This is a genomic window from Solwaraspora sp. WMMD406 (assembly GCF_029626025.1).
Taxonomy (GTDB): Bacteria; Actinomycetota; Actinomycetes; order Mycobacteriales; family Micromonosporaceae; genus Micromonospora_E.
The window spans coordinates 5,884,893-5,901,889 of sequence record NZ_JARUBF010000001.1 but is presented as its reverse complement, the minus strand read 5'-3'; the positions used below and the strand labels follow the sequence as shown (position 1 = coordinate 5,901,889).

16 protein-coding genes are annotated in these 16,997 nt (G+C 71.2%); 10 read left to right on the top strand and 6 right to left on the bottom strand.

Annotated features, from left to right (window positions below; all coding sequences use genetic code 11):
* The first annotated feature begins 33 nt into the window (after positions 1–33).
* The 3 genes from O7632_RS26210 (at position 34) to O7632_RS26200 (ending at position 3,182) form a co-directional block, all read left to right on the top strand.
* Complete coding sequence (locus O7632_RS26210; RefSeq protein ID WP_278118076.1) at positions 34–933, top strand: membrane protein insertase YidC; 900 nt, start codon at positions 34–36, stop codon at positions 931–933.
* A gap of 181 nt (positions 934–1,114) precedes the next feature.
* The gene (locus O7632_RS26205) at positions 1,115–2,533 is read left to right on the top strand and encodes a carbohydrate-binding protein (RefSeq protein WP_278118074.1); all 1,419 of its coding nucleotides are present in this window, start codon (positions 1,115–1,117) and stop codon (positions 2,531–2,533) included.
* A gap of 151 nt (positions 2,534–2,684) precedes the next feature.
* A complete protein-coding gene (locus O7632_RS26200) occupies positions 2,685–3,182 on the top strand; it encodes a DinB family protein (RefSeq protein WP_278118071.1) in 498 nt (165 codons plus the stop codon).
* Positions 3,183–3,188: 6 nt separating this feature from the next.
* Here the strand turns inward: O7632_RS26200 and O7632_RS26195 are convergent, their stop codons facing one another.
* Positions 3,189–3,860 (bottom strand): DUF6308 family protein, encoded by a 672-nt coding sequence (locus O7632_RS26195; protein ID WP_278118069.1) that lies wholly within the window; start codon positions 3,858–3,860, stop codon positions 3,189–3,191.
* A 115-nt stretch (positions 3,861–3,975) separates the two neighbouring features.
* On the opposite strand from O7632_RS26195, the gene O7632_RS26190 reads away from it, so the two are divergent.
* Both O7632_RS26190 and O7632_RS26185 read left to right on the top strand, forming a co-directional pair.
* Complete coding sequence (locus O7632_RS26190) at positions 3,976–5,442, top strand: cellulose binding domain-containing protein (protein WP_278118067.1); 1,467 nt, start codon at positions 3,976–3,978, stop codon at positions 5,440–5,442.
* A gap of 34 nt (positions 5,443–5,476) precedes the next feature.
* On the top strand, positions 5,477–6,823 hold the full coding sequence (locus O7632_RS26185) for a cellulose binding domain-containing protein (protein WP_278118065.1): 1,347 nt from the start codon (positions 5,477–5,479) through the stop codon (positions 6,821–6,823).
* Positions 6,824–6,873: 50 nt separating this feature from the next.
* On the opposite strand, the gene O7632_RS26180 is transcribed toward O7632_RS26185, so the two are convergent.
* Both O7632_RS26180 and O7632_RS26175 read right to left on the bottom strand, forming a co-directional pair.
* The gene (locus tag O7632_RS26180) at positions 6,874–7,533 is read right to left on the bottom strand and encodes a DedA family protein (RefSeq protein ID WP_278118063.1); all 660 of its coding nucleotides are present in this window, start codon (positions 7,531–7,533) and stop codon (positions 6,874–6,876) included.
* A gap of 59 nt (positions 7,534–7,592) precedes the next feature.
* Positions 7,593–8,606, bottom strand: a complete 1,014-nt coding sequence (locus O7632_RS26175) for a LacI family DNA-binding transcriptional regulator (RefSeq protein WP_278118062.1) — start codon at positions 8,604–8,606, stop codon at positions 7,593–7,595.
* A 243-nt stretch (positions 8,607–8,849) separates the two neighbouring features.
* Between O7632_RS26175 and O7632_RS26170 the strand changes: the two genes are divergently transcribed.
* Entirely contained in the window at positions 8,850–10,517 is a 1,668-nt protein-coding gene (locus O7632_RS26170; protein ID WP_278118060.1) for an alpha-amylase family protein, read from the top strand.
* Here O7632_RS26170 and O7632_RS26165 read toward each other — a convergent pair.
* A complete protein-coding gene (locus O7632_RS26165) occupies positions 10,496–10,966 on the bottom strand; it encodes a hypothetical protein (protein WP_278118058.1) in 471 nt (156 codons plus the stop codon). The two genes, O7632_RS26170 and O7632_RS26165, sit on opposite strands and share 22 nt — an antisense overlap.
* On the bottom strand, positions 10,959–11,333 hold the full coding sequence (locus O7632_RS26160; RefSeq protein WP_278120409.1) for a hypothetical protein: 375 nt from the start codon (positions 11,331–11,333) through the stop codon (positions 10,959–10,961). The genes O7632_RS26165 and O7632_RS26160 overlap by 8 nt, the downstream gene beginning before the upstream one ends.
* A 227-nt stretch (positions 11,334–11,560) precedes the next feature.
* Between O7632_RS26160 and O7632_RS26155 the strand changes: the two genes are divergently transcribed.
* Together O7632_RS26155 and O7632_RS26150 are read left to right on the top strand one after the other, a co-directional pair.
* Complete coding sequence (locus O7632_RS26155) at positions 11,561–12,352, top strand: hypothetical protein (protein ID WP_278118057.1); 792 nt, start codon at positions 11,561–11,563, stop codon at positions 12,350–12,352.
* 102 nt (positions 12,353–12,454) lie between these two features.
* The gene (locus O7632_RS26150) at positions 12,455–13,360 is read left to right on the top strand and encodes a Gfo/Idh/MocA family oxidoreductase (protein WP_278118055.1); all 906 of its coding nucleotides are present in this window, start codon (positions 12,455–12,457) and stop codon (positions 13,358–13,360) included.
* A 49-nt stretch (positions 13,361–13,409) separates the two neighbouring features.
* Here the strand turns inward: O7632_RS26150 and O7632_RS26145 are convergent, their stop codons facing one another.
* The gene (locus tag O7632_RS26145; RefSeq protein ID WP_278118053.1) at positions 13,410–15,428 is read right to left on the bottom strand and encodes a hypothetical protein; all 2,019 of its coding nucleotides are present in this window, start codon (positions 15,426–15,428) and stop codon (positions 13,410–13,412) included.
* Positions 15,429–15,791: 363 nt separating this feature from the next.
* Here O7632_RS26145 and O7632_RS26140 point away from each other — a divergent pair, with 363 nt between their 5' ends.
* Both O7632_RS26140 and erm read left to right on the top strand, forming a co-directional pair.
* The gene (locus O7632_RS26140; protein ID WP_278118051.1) at positions 15,792–15,920 is read left to right on the top strand and encodes a hypothetical protein; all 129 of its coding nucleotides are present in this window, start codon (positions 15,792–15,794) and stop codon (positions 15,918–15,920) included.
* 252 nt (positions 15,921–16,172) lie between these two features.
* On the top strand, positions 16,173–16,943 hold the full coding sequence (erm, locus tag O7632_RS26135) for an ErmE/ErmH/ErmO/ErmR family 23S rRNA (adenine(2058)-N(6))-methyltransferase (protein ID WP_278118049.1): 771 nt from the start codon (positions 16,173–16,175) through the stop codon (positions 16,941–16,943).
* The last annotated feature ends 54 nt before the right edge of the window (positions 16,944–16,997 follow it).

The following is a 16,997-nucleotide window of genomic DNA, read 5'->3' as shown; positions in this document are numbered from 1 at the left end:
GATCACCGCGTACGTATCCGAGGGATCCCGCCGATGTCTGCTGTGCCGCCCGCTGTCCCGCTCACCCCCGTCGAACCCGCTGCCACCGTCCCGTACGCCGTCGTCGCGCAGGCGTCCGATTTCGGTCCGATCGACACCGTCGTCACCGCCGCCCTGGACGTGCTCGGCATGCTGGCCGGCGTACTCGCCCCGGTCGCCGGATCGGGTGCCGTCGCCATGGCCATCGTCGTCTTCACCGTCGCCGTCCGGCTCCTGCTCGTGCCGTTGAGCTGGCTGCAGATCCGGGCCGAACGCCGCCGGGAGGCGCTCGCGCCGCAGTTGCGGCAGTTGCGGCAACGGTACGCCGACCAACCGGAGCGGCTGGCCGCCGAGACCATGGCGCTGTATCGCTCGAACGGTGCCTCGCCGTTCGCCGGCTGCCTGCCCGGTCTGCTGCAGGCGCCGTTCTTCCTGCTGATGTACCAGATGGTCACCCGGTCGGCGGAGTCCGGAGGGCTCGACGGAGTTTTGCTCGGGGTCGGGCTCGGCCGTTACCCGGCTCAGTTCGCCGGGCCGGGCGAGGCACTGGTGTTCGGCGCGTTGCTGGCCGCGTTGCTGGTCTTCGCCTGGCTGACGTCCCGCCGGTCCCGCCAGCGGATCGCCGCCGCGGCCCAGCTGGCTGGCGAGGCGAGTGGGTCGGCCGGGCAGGCGAGTGGGTCGGCCGGGCAGGCGAGTGGGTCGGCCGGGCAGGCGGAGCAGGTGACCGCCGGGTTGAACCGGCTGATCCCGTGGCTGCCGTACGGCACGGTGCTGTTCGCCCTGGTGGTGCCGCTGGCGGCGGGTCTCTATCTGGCTACCACCACCGGGTGGACGGTGCTGGAGCAGGTCGTGCTCCGGAGCCGGCTGATATCGACAACTGTTGACAAGGGTGGATCGACGACGTACAACTCCTGAGAGCGCTCTCTCAGCTTTTCGACAGAGCCTCGACCATCCTGATCAGTCCTGATGCACTGGATCACCGCCCGGCGGGATCACTGGAGAGAACGCTCTCAGTCGGCGTCCGCTCCTGCCCGGCAGCCGGGTCCGGAGTGCGTGACCAGCACACCATCCCACCCACCCAGCAGAGAGGCCAGCGATGTCCGCACCCCTGCGAAACCCGCGCCGACGGGTTCGTACCCGAATTCTCGCCGTCGCGGCGGCGCTGACCAGCACCGTCGTGGCAGCCTCGATCACCGCGCACGCCAACGCCGCCCTGCCGCCCACCCCTAGCGGCTGGAACCTGGTCTGGAGCGACGACTTCACCGGCGCGGCCAACACCCTGCCGTCGTCGGCCAACTGGATCATCGACACCGGCACCAGCTATCCCGGCGGCCCGCCGCAGTGGGGCACCGGAGAGATCCAGACCTACACCAGCAGCACCGCCAACGTGCGCCACGACGGCAGCGGCAACCTGCGGATCACCCCGATCCGCGACGGCGCCGGTAACTGGACCTCCGCCCGCATCGAGACCGTACGCAGCAACTTCAAGCCTCCGTCCGGCGGCGTCATGGCGATCGAAGGCCGGATCCAGGTGCCGAACGTGACCGGGGCCGCCGCCTCCGGCTACTGGCCGGCGTTCTGGGCACTCGGCTCGCCGTACCGGGGCAACTACCAGAACTGGCCGGCGATCGGTGAGTTCGACGTGATGGAGAACGTCAACGGGCTCAACAACGTCTGGGGCGTCCTGCACTGCGGAGTCGCCCCCGGCGGACCGTGCGACGAGTTCAACGGCCTCGGCGGTTCCCGGGCCTGCCCGGGATCGTCGTGCCAGTCGGCCTTCCACACCTACCGCTTCGAATGGGACGCCAGCGTCAGCCCGCAACAACTGCGCTGGTACGTCGACGGCCAGCACTATCACACCGTCACGCAGGGGCAGATCCCAGAGCCGCACTGGTCCAACATGACCAGCCACGCCGGCTACTTCATCCTGCTCAACGTGGCGATGGGCGGCGCCTTCCCGAACGGGGTCGCCGGCTCCACCACGCCGACGGCGAACACCGTCTCCGGCGTACCGATGCTGGTCGACTACGTCGCCGTCTACAGCCGGGGCGGCGGGTCGAACCCGCCCCCGACCACGCCGCCGCCCACGACCCCGCCGCCCGGCAGCGGGGTGAACGCATACGCCACCATCCAGGCCGAGGCGTTCAACGCCCAGAACGGCGTGAGCACCGAGGCGTGCAGCGAAGGCGGGCGGAACATCGGCTGGCTGGCCAACGGCGACTGGGTCCGCTACGACAACGTTGACTTCGGATCGACACCGCCGCGCGACTTCGTCGCCAGGGTCGCCTCCGGCGCCGGAGCCGGGATCAGTGGTCTGGTCCAGGTCCGCATCGGCAGCCCGACCGCCACGCCGATCGGCAGCTTCGCCATCGGTGACACCGGCGGCTGGCAGACCTGGCGTACGGTGCCCGGCAACGTGTCGGCGGTGACCGGCCGACAGACGGTCTACCTGACGTTCAGCAGCGGTCAGCCCAACGACTTCGTCAACGTCAACTGGTTCCACTTCCGCCGCTGACCCGCCGTACCGATGGGTCCGTCGAGGTAAGGCTGACGCACGTCATCGCCGCGAGGTGAGGTCTCGGCCTCACCTCGCGGTGTCGTCGGCGACGCCGTCGCCTCGGGCGATGGTGTCGTACTCGTCGGTGATGGTCTGGGATGCTTCGCACATGCCTTCCTACCCGCCGACCTTCGTCGAACAGGTCGTCGCCCAGCCGCTGCGCGAGCAGTTCGAGGCGTTCCTCGACGAGCATCGTGCCGCGCTCAACCGCTGCCTCGACGGGCTGACCGAGGAACAGGCCCGTCGTTCGCTGGTGGCCTCCCGGACCACGCTGCTGGGTCTGGTGAAGCACGCGACCTTCGTCGAGAAGGTGTGGTTCGACGAGGCCGTCACGTGCCGGCCGCGTACCGAGCTCGGCCTGCCGGCGACGGCGGACGATTCGTTCGTCCTGGATGCCGACGACACGATCGCCGGTGTCCAGCACGCGCACCGCGAAGCGTGTGAGGCGTCCCGCCGGGCGACGTCGACCCTGGGGCTCGACGACATTCTGTACGGCAACCGGCGGGGCCCGCTTCCGCTGCGCTGGGTGTATCTCCACGTGCTGCGCGAACTCGCCCAGCACTGTGGACACGCGGACATCCTGCGGGAGCAGCTCGTGCACGAGTAGTGACGATCAGAGCCGTACGCAGCGAAGCCGCGGGCACGCGGCCGGATCGGTCCGCCGGTGTGCCTTCTCGTGCCGTCGCCACAGGACGATGTCGAGGACCCGCAGCACGCTCACCTTGTCGTCCACGCCGACGATCGCCCGTACCTCGGCGAGGGCGGCCCGGAGCTCGCCGTCGTTCGCGGCGAGCTGGTCGTGCAGCGTCAGCCACACGCGCTTCGGCGCACCCAGCTGGCAGCGGACGATCGAGTCGTAGACGGGGATCAGTCTCGGGCGTTTGCGGGCCAGCAGCTTGCCGGCGATGACCCAGCCGACACCGGTCCTTTTGTTCCGGTCGACGAGCAGCTGCCATGCCTGGTCGGCGGGTCCGCCGTCGGCGACCAGGGCGTCGGTGCCGTCGGCGCCCAGCTCGGCGACGGTGGGAAGCTGTCGCAAGCGTGCGCTGACGTCCCTGCCGAGCCGGCCGTCGAGGAGTTCGGTGCCGACGGCGAACGGCACCTGGACGTTGAGCGCCTCCACCGCGTAGAGATCGTCGACGACGATCCGGTCTCGGGTGTCGGCACGGTCACCACCGCCGGCGAAGGTCTCGAACCACTGCCCGGTGTACGCCCCCGGTCGGAAGTACGCCCCGAGCTGGCCCACGCCTTCCCGACGGACGATGTCGAGCAGCGTCTCGGGCATCGGCAGATGCTACCGGCCACTGCCGGCGACCGGGTGGGTCGCCGAGATGAGGTGTTTACAAAACTGTTAAGACTCCTAATAATTACCGCACTGACGCTTCGAGGGAGGGATGTCGATGAAAGCCGTACGGATGGTGGCCCCGGCACTGGCCGCGGTCCTCGCCACCGCAGGAGCGATCTGGGCCGCCGGTCCGGCCCTCGCCGCCGGACCGAGCGCCAGCTTCGTCAAGACCTCGGACTGGGGCAGTGGGTGGGAAGGCAAGGTCACGATCACCAACGGCGGAACGGCCGCCATCACCAGCTGGACCCTCGTCTTCGACCTACCCGCCGGCACCACGGTCGGCACCTACTGGGACGCCCTGCTCACCATCTCCGGGCAGCGGTTCACCTTCACCAACCGCAGCTGGAACGGCACCGTCGCACCCGGCGCCTCGGTCTCCTTCGGCTTCATCGGCAGCGGTCCGGGCGCACCGCTCAACTGCACCCTCAACGGCGCGCCCTGCGGCGGGCAGCAACCACCGCCGACGACCGCGCCGCCGACGACCGCGCCGCCGACGACCGCACCGCCGACGACCGCGCCGCCCACCACGGCCCCGCCGACGGCCCCGCCACCGACAACCGCACCACCGACCACGGCTCCGCCGACCACCGCCCCGCCGACGACTCCACCGCCGGGCAACGACGGGCTGCCGAAGCACTTCCTCACCGGGTACTGGCACAACTTCGACAATCCTGCCGTCGAGCTGCGGCTGCGTGACGTACCGGCCGAATACGACCTGATCGCGGTCGCCTTCGCCGAGGCCACCAGCGTCCCCGGCCAGGTCACCTTCGGCATCGACCCCGGCCTGTCCGCCTCGCTCGGCGGCTACACCGACGCCCAGTTCACGGCCGACGTCGCCACGCTGCACCAGCGCGGCAAAAAGGTGATCATCTCGGTCGGCGGGGAAACCGGCCGGGTCGCCGTCAACGACGCCGCCTCCGCCACCGCACTCGCCGACAGCCTCTACCGCCTGATCCAGCAGTACGGCTTCGACGGCGTCGACATCGACCTGGAGAACGGGCTCAACCCGACCTACATGGCGCAGGCCATGCGGGCGCTCCGCAGCCGTACCGGGGCGGGTCTGATCATCACGATGGCCCCGCAGACCATCGACATGCAGTCACCGTCGGTGTCCTACTTCAAGCTGGCCCTGGACATCCGCGACATCCTGACCGTCGTGCACACCCAGTTCTACAACTCCGGGTCGATGCTCGGCTGTGACCAGCGGTTCGCCTACAGCCAGGGCAGCGTCAACTTCATGACCGCGTTGGCCTGCCTGCAACTGGAAGCCGGTCTGCGGCCCGACCAGGTGGCGCTCGGCCTGCCCGCCGGTCCTGGCGCGGCCGGCGGCGGCATCGTCGCCCCGACCATGGTCAACCAGGCGCTCGACTGCCTGGCCAGGGGCACCAACTGCGGCAGCTTCCGCCCACCACGCACCTACCCCGGCATCCGGGGCGCGATGACCTGGTCGATCAACTGGGACGTGACCAACGGCAACTCGTTCGCCCGCACCGTCAAACCTCATCTCGCGACTCTGCCGTGAACCCCGAGCCGTGAACCCCGACCGTGGAGGCACTGTGAAAGTCCGACCCTTCCGGGCGGCGGTCCTCGTCGCCAGTCTGTCCACTGCCGTCGTCACCGCCACCATCCTGTTCGCGCCCGCCGCGTCCGCCGCCACCGCCGCCTTCGTCCGCACCGCCAGCTGGAGCAGCGGGTACGAGGCCAAGTTCACCGTCACCAACGACACGTCGACGGCGATCAGCTCGTGGACCGTCCAGTTCGACCTGCCGGCCGGAACCCGGGTGAGCAGCTTCTGGGACGCCCGACTGACCACCAGCGGCCAGCGGATCACCGCCACCAACCACTCGTGGAACGGCGTACTCGCCCCCGGGGCTAGCACCTCGTTCGGCTTCGTCGCCAGCGGCACCGGTGATCCGATCAACTGCACCGTCAACGGAGGCTCCTGCGGCGGTGGCCCGGCTCCGACGACCCCGCCCACGACCGCGCCGCCCACCAGCCCGCCGCCGACCAGCCCGCCACCGGTGCCAGCCGGGATGAAGGCCGCCCCCTACATCTACGACTGGGGCAACGCGCCCGCCCCCGCCACGGTGATGTCCGCGACCGGCATCCGATGGTTCACCCGGGCGTTCATCCTCTCCGGCGGTGGCTGTACCCCGGCCTGGGACGGGGCGCGGCCGTTGCTCGGGGGCAGCGACGCTGCCCAGATCGCCGCGATCCGGGCCGCCGGCGGCGACATCATCCCGTCCGTCGGTGGCTGGAGCGGCAACAAGCTCGGCCCCAACTGCGCCTCGGCAGCGGCCCTCGCCGGCGCGCTGCAACAGGTAATCGACGCCTACCAGCTGCGCGCGATCGACATGGACGTGGAAAATATCGACGAGTTCGAAAACGAGACGGTCCAGGACCGGATTCTCGGCGCGCTGAAGATCCTCAAGCAGAACAACCCGGGCTTGATCACCATCGTCACCATCGGCACCGCCACCACGGGACCGACCTGGTGGGGCACCCGCATGATCAACCGGGCGGCGCAACTGCAGGCCGGTGTGGACGTCTGGACCATCATGCCGTTCAACTTCGGCGGACACGCCGACATGTACGGCTCCACGGTCAGCGCCGCCACCGGGCTTCGTGACACGTTGAAGGCCGCCTTCGGATGGAACGACACCACCGCGTACGCGCGGATGGGAATCTCCGGGATGAACGGGCGATCCGACCAGGGGGAGATCACCACGGTGGCGCAGTGGACCCAGATCCGCGACTGGGCCCGCGCCCGAGGACTGGCCCGGTTGGCGTTCTGGTCGGTCAACCGGGACCGACCCTGTCCGGGTGCCCCGCTCAGCTCCGGCTGCAGCAGCATCGATCAGCGGAATTGGGAGTTCACCGCGATCACCGCCGGTTTCCAATGACGGACCAGACCCGAGCGTACGACTGATCCCGATCAGCGCGCGCCCGGTGCTCAGGTGCGGCGGCTCTCCGCGCGACGGCGACGCCGCCGTACCTGGCCGAACACCCAGTAGACGACCAGCCCGCCGAGGATCACGAAGACGGCGATGTCGAACCAGCGGCTGTACCGCTCGACCTCCTGCCACTGGGAGCCGAGCGCGAAGCCGGCACCGACGAACAACGCGTTCCACACCCCGCTGCCCAGGCAGGTCAACGCACTGAACTGGACCAGCGGCATGCGGTCGGCACCCGCCGGCACGGACACGAGGCTCCGTACCACCGGCACCATCCGGCCGAACAACACCGCCCACCGGCCGTACCGCTCGAACCAGCGGTCGGCCTTGTCCAGATCTTCCAGGTCGACCAACGGCACCTTGTCCAGCCACCGGCGCAGCCGCTCCTCGCCGATCACGGCACCCAGCCAGTAGAGCAACAGCGCACCGGCCAGCGAACCGACCGTCGCGCCGACCCAGACCCCGATCAGGTTGACCCGGTCCTGGCTGGCCAGGTAGCCGGCCATCGCCAGCACGATTTCACTGGGGATCGGCGGGACGACGCTCTCCAGGGCCACCAGCAGGCCCACCCCGACCTCGCCGAGGCTGGCGATGACGTCGGCCACCCAGCCGGTCAGCCCGCCGGCTCCCTCAGGTGGTGTGTCGACGGTGACGGCCATGGGGCTCCCTCGCGGATCGGCGGATCATGTGCCGTACCCGGGAACGGGAGATCTCACACCTAGTCGGACACCGGGTCCGATCCGACGGACGGACCCGGCCGGCGGGTCGAGCTCTCGCGTACCTGCAGTTTGGTCGGCAGGGTCACGGTCGTCGCGTCCCGGTCCGGGGTGGCTATCCGTTCGGTGAGCAACTGTCCGGCTGTCTCGCCGAGCTGGTAGGTGGGCTGGGCCACGGTGGTCAGCGCCGGACGTACCAGATGTGCCCAGGGCAGATCGTCGAACCCGACCACGCCCATGTCCGCCGGCACCGTGATCCCGTTGTCGACCAGGCACTCCAGCGCACCGACCGTCATCAGGTTGTTCGCCACGAACAACGCGTCCGGGCGGGGCTGGCAGCGCAGCAGCTCGGACATGGCCTGATAGCCGCCGTCGGACCGGAAGTCGGCGTAGCGGACCAGCCGCTCGTCGTAATGGTGACCGGCGGCGGTGAGCGCGCGTCGGTAGCCGGCAAGTCGGCTACTCGCGGTGTAGACGCCACGTCTGCCGGTGATGCAGGCGATCCGCTGGTAGCCGGATTCGACCAGATGAGCGGTGGCGAGTTCGGCCCCGTGTTCGTTCTCGACCAGCACGGTGTCGATCCGACTACCGTGCAGCTGCCGGTCGATCACCACCACCGGCACCCGCGCGGCGGCCAACTGGTCGAGATCCGTCTGCGGACCCGACGGGGCGATGATCACGCCGGCGACCTGCTCGGCCAGGACCGCGTTGAGATAGCGGGCCTCCTTGGTCGGGTCCTCGTCGGTGTTGCAGAGCACCACCGAGAAGCCCGACCGTTGGGCGATGTCCTCCACGCCGCGCACCAGGGCGGTGAAGAAGGGGTTGCCGATGTCGCTGATCACCACCGCCCACAGCGTGGTCCGGCTACGCCGCAGGTTGCGCGCCACCGCGTTCGGCCGGTATCCCAACTCGTTCATGGCGCGCCGGACCCGGTCGGCGAGCACCGGATCCACATTGGCGTGACCGTTGACCACCCGGGAGACCGTCGCCGGTGAGACCTCCGCTTTTCGTGCCACGTCGTAGATGGTCGCCATCGTTCCTCGCCTCTTCACCTGCTCGCCCCGACCCCGGGTCCCGATCACGGAACCCGGCACGATGATTACAGACCGGGTACGGTGAGCAACCATCGCCTACGTGAGGTAGCCGACATATGGTGCGGCGACCGGAACCGGGGTTTGCCGCCGGGGCCAGCAGGAAAAGGTTTCCCGCCATGAGCGGGCAGAGCGTGAACAGCGGATTCGTCCCGGCGGGTGGCCGACATGAGTGACCGGTGGTTCAGCAAGGCGGTCATCTACTGTCTGGATATCGACACTTTCGCCGACTCCAATGGCGACGGTGTCGGTGACATCCCCGGACTCATCGGGCGGCTCGACTACCTCGCCCGCCTCGGCGTCACCTGCCTGTGGCTCCACCCGATCCACCCCTCACCCGGCCGCGACGACGGATACGACGTCACCGACTTCTACAACGTCGACCCGCGCTTCGGCACCCTCGGCGACTTCGCCGAACTGCTGCACCAGGCCGGTAACCGAGGCATCCGCGTGATCATCGACCTGGTCGTCAACCACACCTCCGACCAGCACCCCTGGTTCCAGTCCGCCCGGTCGTCACCGGACTCGCCGTACCGCGACTGGTACGTCTGGTCCGACCACGAGCCCAGCGACCGCCGCCAGGGCATGGTCTTCCCAGGAGAGCAGCACGAGACCTGGAGCTACGACCGCACCGCGAAGGCGTGGTTTTACCACCGGTTCTACCAGTTCCAACCGGACCTCAACGTTTTCAACGAACAGGTCCGTGACGAGATCAAGAAGATCATCTCGTTCTGGCTGCAGCTCGGCGTCGCCGGATTCCGGATGGACGCCGTACCGTTCATCATCGAACACACCGAACCCGACCAGCCGCAGTCCCCCAAGGACTTCGACTTCCTCACCGAACTGCGCCAGCATGTGCAATGGCGGCGCGGCGACGCCGTTCTGCTCGCCGAGGCCAACGTCGAACCCGACCAACTGGTCGACTACTTCGCCGATCAGGGCGGGTCGGCCAACCGCCTGCACATGCTGTTCGACTTCATGCTCAACGGCCGATTGCTGCTCGCCCTGGCCCGCCAAGACCCCGAGCCCGTGATCGAAGCGCTGCGCGACACCCCGGCGCTGCCCGCCGGGGCCTCCTGGGCCACCTTCCTGCGCAACCACGACGAGATCGACCTGTCGCGGTTGACCACCGCCCAGCGCGAGGAGGTGTACGCCCGGTTCGGACCGGAAGAACACATGCGACTGTACGGGCGCGGCATCCGCCGCCGGCTCGCCCCGATGCTCGGCAACGACCGGCGGCGGATCGAAATGGCGTACTCGTTGCAGTTCACCCTGCGCGGCACCCCGGTGCTGCGCTACGGCGAGGAGATCGGCATGGGAGAGGACCTGTCGCTGGACGGGCGGGAAGCCATCCGTACCCCGATGCAGTGGTCCCTGCTGCCCAACGCCGGCTTCTCCACCGCCGAGCCCGACCAGCTGGTCCGCCCGATCATCGACGATGACGAGTACGGCTACCGTACGGTCAACGTCACCACCCAGCGCCGCGACCACGGCTCACTGCTCGCCTGGTTCGAACGCATGATCCGTACGCTGCGGGAGGCCCCGGAGGTCGGTGCCGGCTCCTGCGCCCACGTCGACGTGCCCGCTCCGCCGGGCGTGCTGGTGCACCGCGCCGACGACCACAGTGGAGCGATGCTGTTCCTGCACAACCTCGGCACCGAGAAGGCCACCGTCGACCTGGGTGACCTCTACGACGAGGCCAGGCTGCCCACCGAGGTCCTCGCCGACCAGGACTACCCGCCGGTCGGCAAACTCGACGCTCTCGACATCGACGGGTACGGCTACCGCTGGATCCGGCTGCGGCTCGACTCCGGCTACGACGTCGGCGCGAGCTGATCCGGGGCGTCGGCGCCTCCGGCCCGGGTACGGCGCAGCCACAGCAGCCCGATCACCGGCAGCACCAGCGGGATGTAGCCGTACCCGCTGCCGAAACCGGACCACACCGTCTCGTCCGGGAACGCGGCCGGCACGGCGATGCTCGCCGCCCCGATCGCCAGCACCCCGACGAGTTCCACGGTGCAGCAGACGTACGCGATCCGCCGACCGGTCCGGCCGTCGCGGATCAGGCCGGCCGCCGCGACCAGGTAGACCACGGCGGCGAACGCCGACAGCAGGTACGCCACCGGGGCCTCGTCGAACCTGGTGGCGATCTGTACCCCGGCCCGCGACGACGCGGCGATGGCGAACAGGAGGTAGACCCCGATCAGCACCCGCCCGGGTCCGCTGCGGGTACGTCCGGTCCGGGCGGCCCCGGCCGTCCCGGTCTGTCTGCGCTGCTCAGCCACCGGCCACCGTCCACGTTTGCTGCAGCCGTACCACCAGCACCGGGATCACCAGACAGAAGACACCGATGGTCAGCGAACCCCAGCGGGTCGGTTCCATCCGGCCCAGCACGGCAGCCATCGGCGGCAGGCTGAGCGTGGTGATCAGATATCCGGCGAACACCGCCGCGTCGCCGGGCCGCTCACCGCCGACGAGTGCCACGCCGACGGCGACCAGCAGGACCACCAGGGCGGCTTCGACGACAGCGAGACCGAGGAACTGGATCCAGCCCGGTGACCGACGCAACGCCGCGCACAGCAACGCCCACCCGGCGACGGCCAGGGCGAGAACGATGACCACGGTGCCGAGCGGACCGTTCACCGTAGCGATACCTCATCTGCCACAGACACGCCCACACCCTACTCACCAGGGCGGTCGACCTCGCTGAGGCCCTGCTGGCAGCCGATGGTGTCACGTCGACCGGTCCCGGCCCCGGCCGCGTCGGGGGTGGGGACCTCGCAGTGGTGATCTTCGGTGTCCGTACGGTGGCTGTCGGTATCAATTGGAGTCTATAGTCAGTTCCGGGACGGGTTCGATCCGATCCACCGGGGAGCACGGTGACTGGCACCGGCATTTGGGGACTCCTACTCGCCTGCTGTGGCGTGCTGTTGGCCCTGCTCGCCCTCGCCGCGCTGGCTGACCGACCGCCCAGCACCCGGCCGGACCGGCAACTCCTGCGCCGCGAAGCGGACGAACTGGCCGCCGAGGCCGCCGCGATCGCCGCCGCCGCGAAGGCGGCCCGGATCGCGGCGGACGCGGCCCGGCTGCGGTCCACCGCCACCGGACAGGTCCGCGACGACGCCTGGCAGCGGCAGGAGACCGCCGGACGGGCGTACCAGCAGGCGTTGCGCGCCGCGCGGACCCAGCCGCCGATGGCCGCGCCGACGAAGGCCTCGGCCGCATCCGCGCCGGTGAACGCCGCGCCGGTGAACGCCGCGCCGGCCGCAGCCGCGCCGGCCGAATCCGCGCCGGCCGGATCCGCCCCAATGAAGGCCCCGGCCGACGCCGGCAGCCAGCTCGAACGCGACGTGAGCCGGGCCGCGTTGACCGCCTACCGTCGAGGCGACATCTCCGTGCAGCAGCTGCGGGAGGTGTGGCGGCGAGCCGGTGACCCCGACCTGGGCCGCCACGAACGTGACCAGACCGTCGAACAGCACCGGAGGCGTGATCGGGCCGCCCGCCGGGAGTACGACGCCGCCGCCGCGATCGCCCGACGCGCCGCCGAAGCTGCCTGGATCGCCGAGCTGGCCGCCACCGCGCTCGCCGAGGAAGCCGCCGCCGCGACGGCCGAGGCCGCCGAAGCGCACCTCGCCGCCGAGTACGCCGGCCGGACCCGCCGACGCCGATAGCCGCCCGACCCGTCCCGGTGCCGCGTCGGTGGTCGCGCCGTCGGGCCAGGTACGGCACACTTGCCGGCGACCAGAGCCGGCGACCAGAGGAGGACGACCGACATGGCACTGCGGTTCGGTCTGTTCGGCACCGGCCACTGGGCCGCCGAAACCCACGCGGCGGCACTCGCCGCCCACCCGGGAGCGCACCTCGTCGGGATCTGGGGGCGCGACCCGGCCAAGGTACGGGCACTCGCCGAGCGGTACGACGTCTCGCCGTACCGGGACGTCGACGCGCTGCTGGCCGACGTGGACGCGGTCGCCGTGGCGCTGCCGCCGGACGTACAGGCGGAGATCGCCGTCCGGGCCGCCGACGCCGGCCGGCACCTGCTGCTCGACAAACCACTGGCGCTCAGCGTCCAGGCGGCCGACCACGTGGTCACCGCCGTCGAACGGCGGCGGGTCGCCTCGGTCGTCTTCTTCACCAGCCGGTTCAACCCGGGAATGGTCGACTTTCTCGCTCGGCCGGCCGCCGGGACCTGGCACGGTGCCCGTGGCACCCTGTTCGCGGCCATCTCCGAGCCCGGCAACCCGTACGGTGCCTCACCCTGGCGGCGCCGGTACGGCGGCCTGTGGGACATCGGACCACACGTACTGTCGATCCTGCTTCCGGTCCTCGGACCGGTGACCCAGGTGGCCGCGATGGACGGCCCGGCCGGTGGCGTCCATCTGCTGCTGCGGCACCGTGGCGGCGCGGCCAGCACCCTGTCGCTCGCCCTCGACGGCCCGCCAGCGGCCAAGACGTTCGACGTCGTGCTCTTCGGCGAGCCGGGGATCGTGCCGGTGCCGCACCGCGACGTCACCGTCGTGCAGGCCTACCAGGCCGCGATCGACGCGCTGGTCGGCCAGGTCGAGTCCGGTACGCCCGGCCACCCGTGCGACGTCCGGTTCGCCCACGAGGTGGTCCGGGTGCTGGCGGCGGCCGACACGGCCCGGACCGCACACCGTACGACCGTGGTCGGCGACTGACCCGGCTCAGCCGTCGCGGGGATCGGGCTCGTTCTGCGGGGGATCCGGCTCAGCCGAGCACCGGCACCGGTCGGCCGGCCGCGTCGGTGCCACCGATCCGCACCGGTCCCACCGGACCGTCCGGGTACGCCGGCGAGACGAGCAGACCGGCTCCCCGCATCGTCTGGTCGCTGACGCGTACCTCGATTTCGGCGACCGGTCCGCCGCCGACCGCGACATGGTGCCAGGCACCGTCGGACGACTCCCACCACCAGCCGACCACCACCGCCGGGGCACGTGAACTGCACGAGCGGGTGTCGGCGGCGGTCGCGACCGCCCGCGCCGGTGGTCCGGCGGCCAGCAGGACCGCCGCCACCATGCTGGCGTCCTGCGGCAACTCCGCCCGCAGACAGACCAGCCGTACCGGATCGCTGGCTCCCGGCAGGGACCCGGACCAGACCTCCCAGGCAAGCACCGAACGTGGGGTGTGCGCGGCGAGTTCACCGGTGAGGCAGCCGAGCCGGGCCCAGACCGCGCCACCACCGGGCGCGTCGGCGTTTTCCGGTGCACGCCCCGGATGCGCGCCGGGCGGCAGGTACGCCAGCCAGGTCAGCGCCGTCCTGCCCAGATCGGCCAGGGTCGCCCCCCGACCGCCCGCGATCTCGTCGCCGAGCACCCGCAGCACCGGGCCGGACCAGCAACCGTCCGGGCCGGCGGGAGCCGGATCCGTCAGCCCGGTCGCCCCGACCGGCAGCGGGACCCAGTCGTCGCCGCTCAACGCCCGGGACTCCACCGCCGTCACCCACGGCGCGACCAGGTAGCGGGCGGTGCCGTCCGAACCGGTCAACCGGATCGCGCTGCTGGTCGACGGATGCGCGGCGGGCGCCGGTTCGATCCGCAGCGACCGCGACCGCCCGGCCTGCCGGTACACCGCGATCCGGGTGGCGTCGGCCAGCACCACGAGCACGTCCGGCTCCGGCGCGGACCCGCCGGGCTCCGGCGCCGATCCCTCCGGGAGGTCCCCGACGTACAGCAGTTGCGCCCCGCCGACCGGCGCGGCCAACCCGACCCCCTCGCTGCCGGTCGCGGTGACCATCCCGGCATCGGTGGCCACCGCCACACCGGCCGGCGCGGCGTCCGGATCCCCGCCGCCGCCCCGGGCACCGTACGCCGCCGTCGACGTCGCCGGATCCGCCAAGGTCATCGCCGCCAGCCCGAGCCAGGCGTCCACCGCCGCCTCGACCAGTCCTGGGTCGTCGAGGCGGGAACCACGGGTCGGCCACGAAGCCAGGGTCAGCGCCGCCGAGCCGGTCCAGGCCTGCTCGCCGACCCGCCGTACCTCTGCCACGACCGGTCCGGCTGGGTCGTCGCCGGCCGGACCGGAGGAGGGCGGGAAGTCCGGCAAACCAGGGAGGACCGCTGCGGACACGGCCGCCACCACCAGCGCCGCCCCCGCCGCCCCGGTCAACCGAAGCGCCCGTACCAGCCGCAACGTCCGCAGGTCAGGTGCCTGCAGCCGGACCGTCATCGGGTCGGTGACCGGCCCGGTGAGCAATGCCCGCTGCCGGTCCGGGGAAAGCCCTTCCGTGTCGGCCAGCCGCTGTCGCTCGGCGGCACCGGCCGCGACCTGGACCACCGCGTCCGGCCAACCCGCTTCGTGCAGCACCAGGATCGCGTCCCGTGGCGAAAGCTGTTCCACCACCAGCAGGAGATATCCGGCGCGGACCGGTGCCGGCAAGGTGGCGAGCGCGGCGAACAGCCGGTCCCACTCCGGGTCGTGACCCGATCGGATCGGCCGGCCCCAGTGCTGGAACACCGGAGGGGTGAACCGGCGCGGCCGACTCGCCCGGCGGATCACCCGGGCGAGCATCCACAGCTGGCCCGCGTCGTCCAGCGGACGCCAGGGCAGCGATCGACGGACGATGCGGTGCGCCCGGATCACCCCGTGCGGCCTGGCCGGCCGCCGCGTACCGGCGCCGGCCGGTGCCTCGGTGGCGTCAGCCATGACCAGGTACGCCAACCGGACAAGCCGGTCGTAGTAGCGGTCGGTCGGGGCACCCAACCGGACCGTCGACGGGAGTTTCGGCACGGGCGGCTTGGCTGGGTCGAGTTCGCCGGCCGGTGACCCGGTTGGTGGCTCGCCTGGTGGCCCGCCTGGTGACCCGGTTGGTGGCTCGCCTGGTGGCCCGGCCGGTGGTCCGGCCGGTGTTCCGGTCGGGTCGGAGGTCGCCTTGGCGGACAATGAGGTCGCCTCGGCGGATCCTGTTGAATCGTCGGCTCGCACGCGTTGACAACGTCGAGGCACAGCGGCGGGTCACGGCCGCAGCAGGGTACGGGCCGCGACGACACCGGCTGGTCCCCGTACCGGCGCGTGCAGTCGGCGCGTCGAGCCGCCCGGCGGCGTGCGGAAAACAGGTTGTCGGCTGCCGACCGGCTGGCTATCGTGCACCTCGTGTCAGCCACGTTCCACGCCCTGATCCGCGCCGCCGGTACGCCCGGCGCGTGGGGTCCGCTGCTGGTGGCCCGCCCGCGTGCCCGGCGTCCCGCCCTGGCCGTGGGCCAGCACGTATCGCGCGTCTGATCGAGTTCAGCCCCGCACACCCGCCTGCCCGGCGGGTCACTGCCGAGGTCTGTCCGTCCGCACCGCGACGTGCCGACACACCTGCCCGGCCAGGGCGGTCCGAGTCCTGCTCACCTGGACCGGATCCGCCGTCGATGGCACCGGTCCGCGTACCGCCGATCCGGCCGCTCGCCGATCGGCAGACTGGATCCGACCGTGGCACATCACCCGCCTCGAGACCCCGCCCGCAGCGCCGAGGACCGAACCCGCCGGGTGTCCTCCCAGACCTTCCTGCACGACCGGACCGCGATCGACCAGGTGGTCCAGGCCGCCCGTCCGATCCCCGGGCAGCTCGTCGTCGAGATCGGCGCCGGCACCGGGCAGCTCACCCGGGCGCTGGCGGGCCGGCTGGTCCGGCGCGGCGACCGGCTGCTTGCGTACGAGATCGATCCTGACCTGTTCCGTAAATTGACCGGCCGGTGCCGCGACCTGCCGAACGTGACACCCGTGCACGCCGACTTCCTGACCGCCGAGCCGCCGGCCGACCCGTTCGCGGTGGTCGGCAACATCCCGTACGCGGCGACCGCGCCGATCGTCGACTGGTGCCTGCACGCGCCCGGACTGCGGTCCGCGACCCTGGTGACACAGCTGGAGTACGCCCGCAAACGCACCGGCGACTACGGCCGGTGGAGCCTGCTCACGGTGTGCACCTGGCCGTCATTCCAATGGCGGCTCGCCGGACGGATCCCACCGACCGCGTTTCGGCCGGTGCCCCGGGTTGCCTCGGGCATCCTGCGGTTGGACCGCCGCCCGGTGCCGTTGCTACCGGCCCAGTCGATACCGGCCTACCGGCGGCTGGTGGAGATCGGCTTCGGCGGTGTCGGCGGTTCGGTGGCGGCATCGCTGCGGCGGGCCTATCCGGCGCAACGGGTCGCGGCGGCGGTCCGGGCGACCCGGATACCGCCGGGGGCCTTGGCCGGTGAGCTCTGGCCGGAGCAGTGGCTGGCGCTGTTCCGGCTGCTCACCGCCCCACGACGACGCTGACCGCTCGAGACGGTGACGTCGGGCCGCGCGGCGAGGGCGGTGACGTCGGGCCGC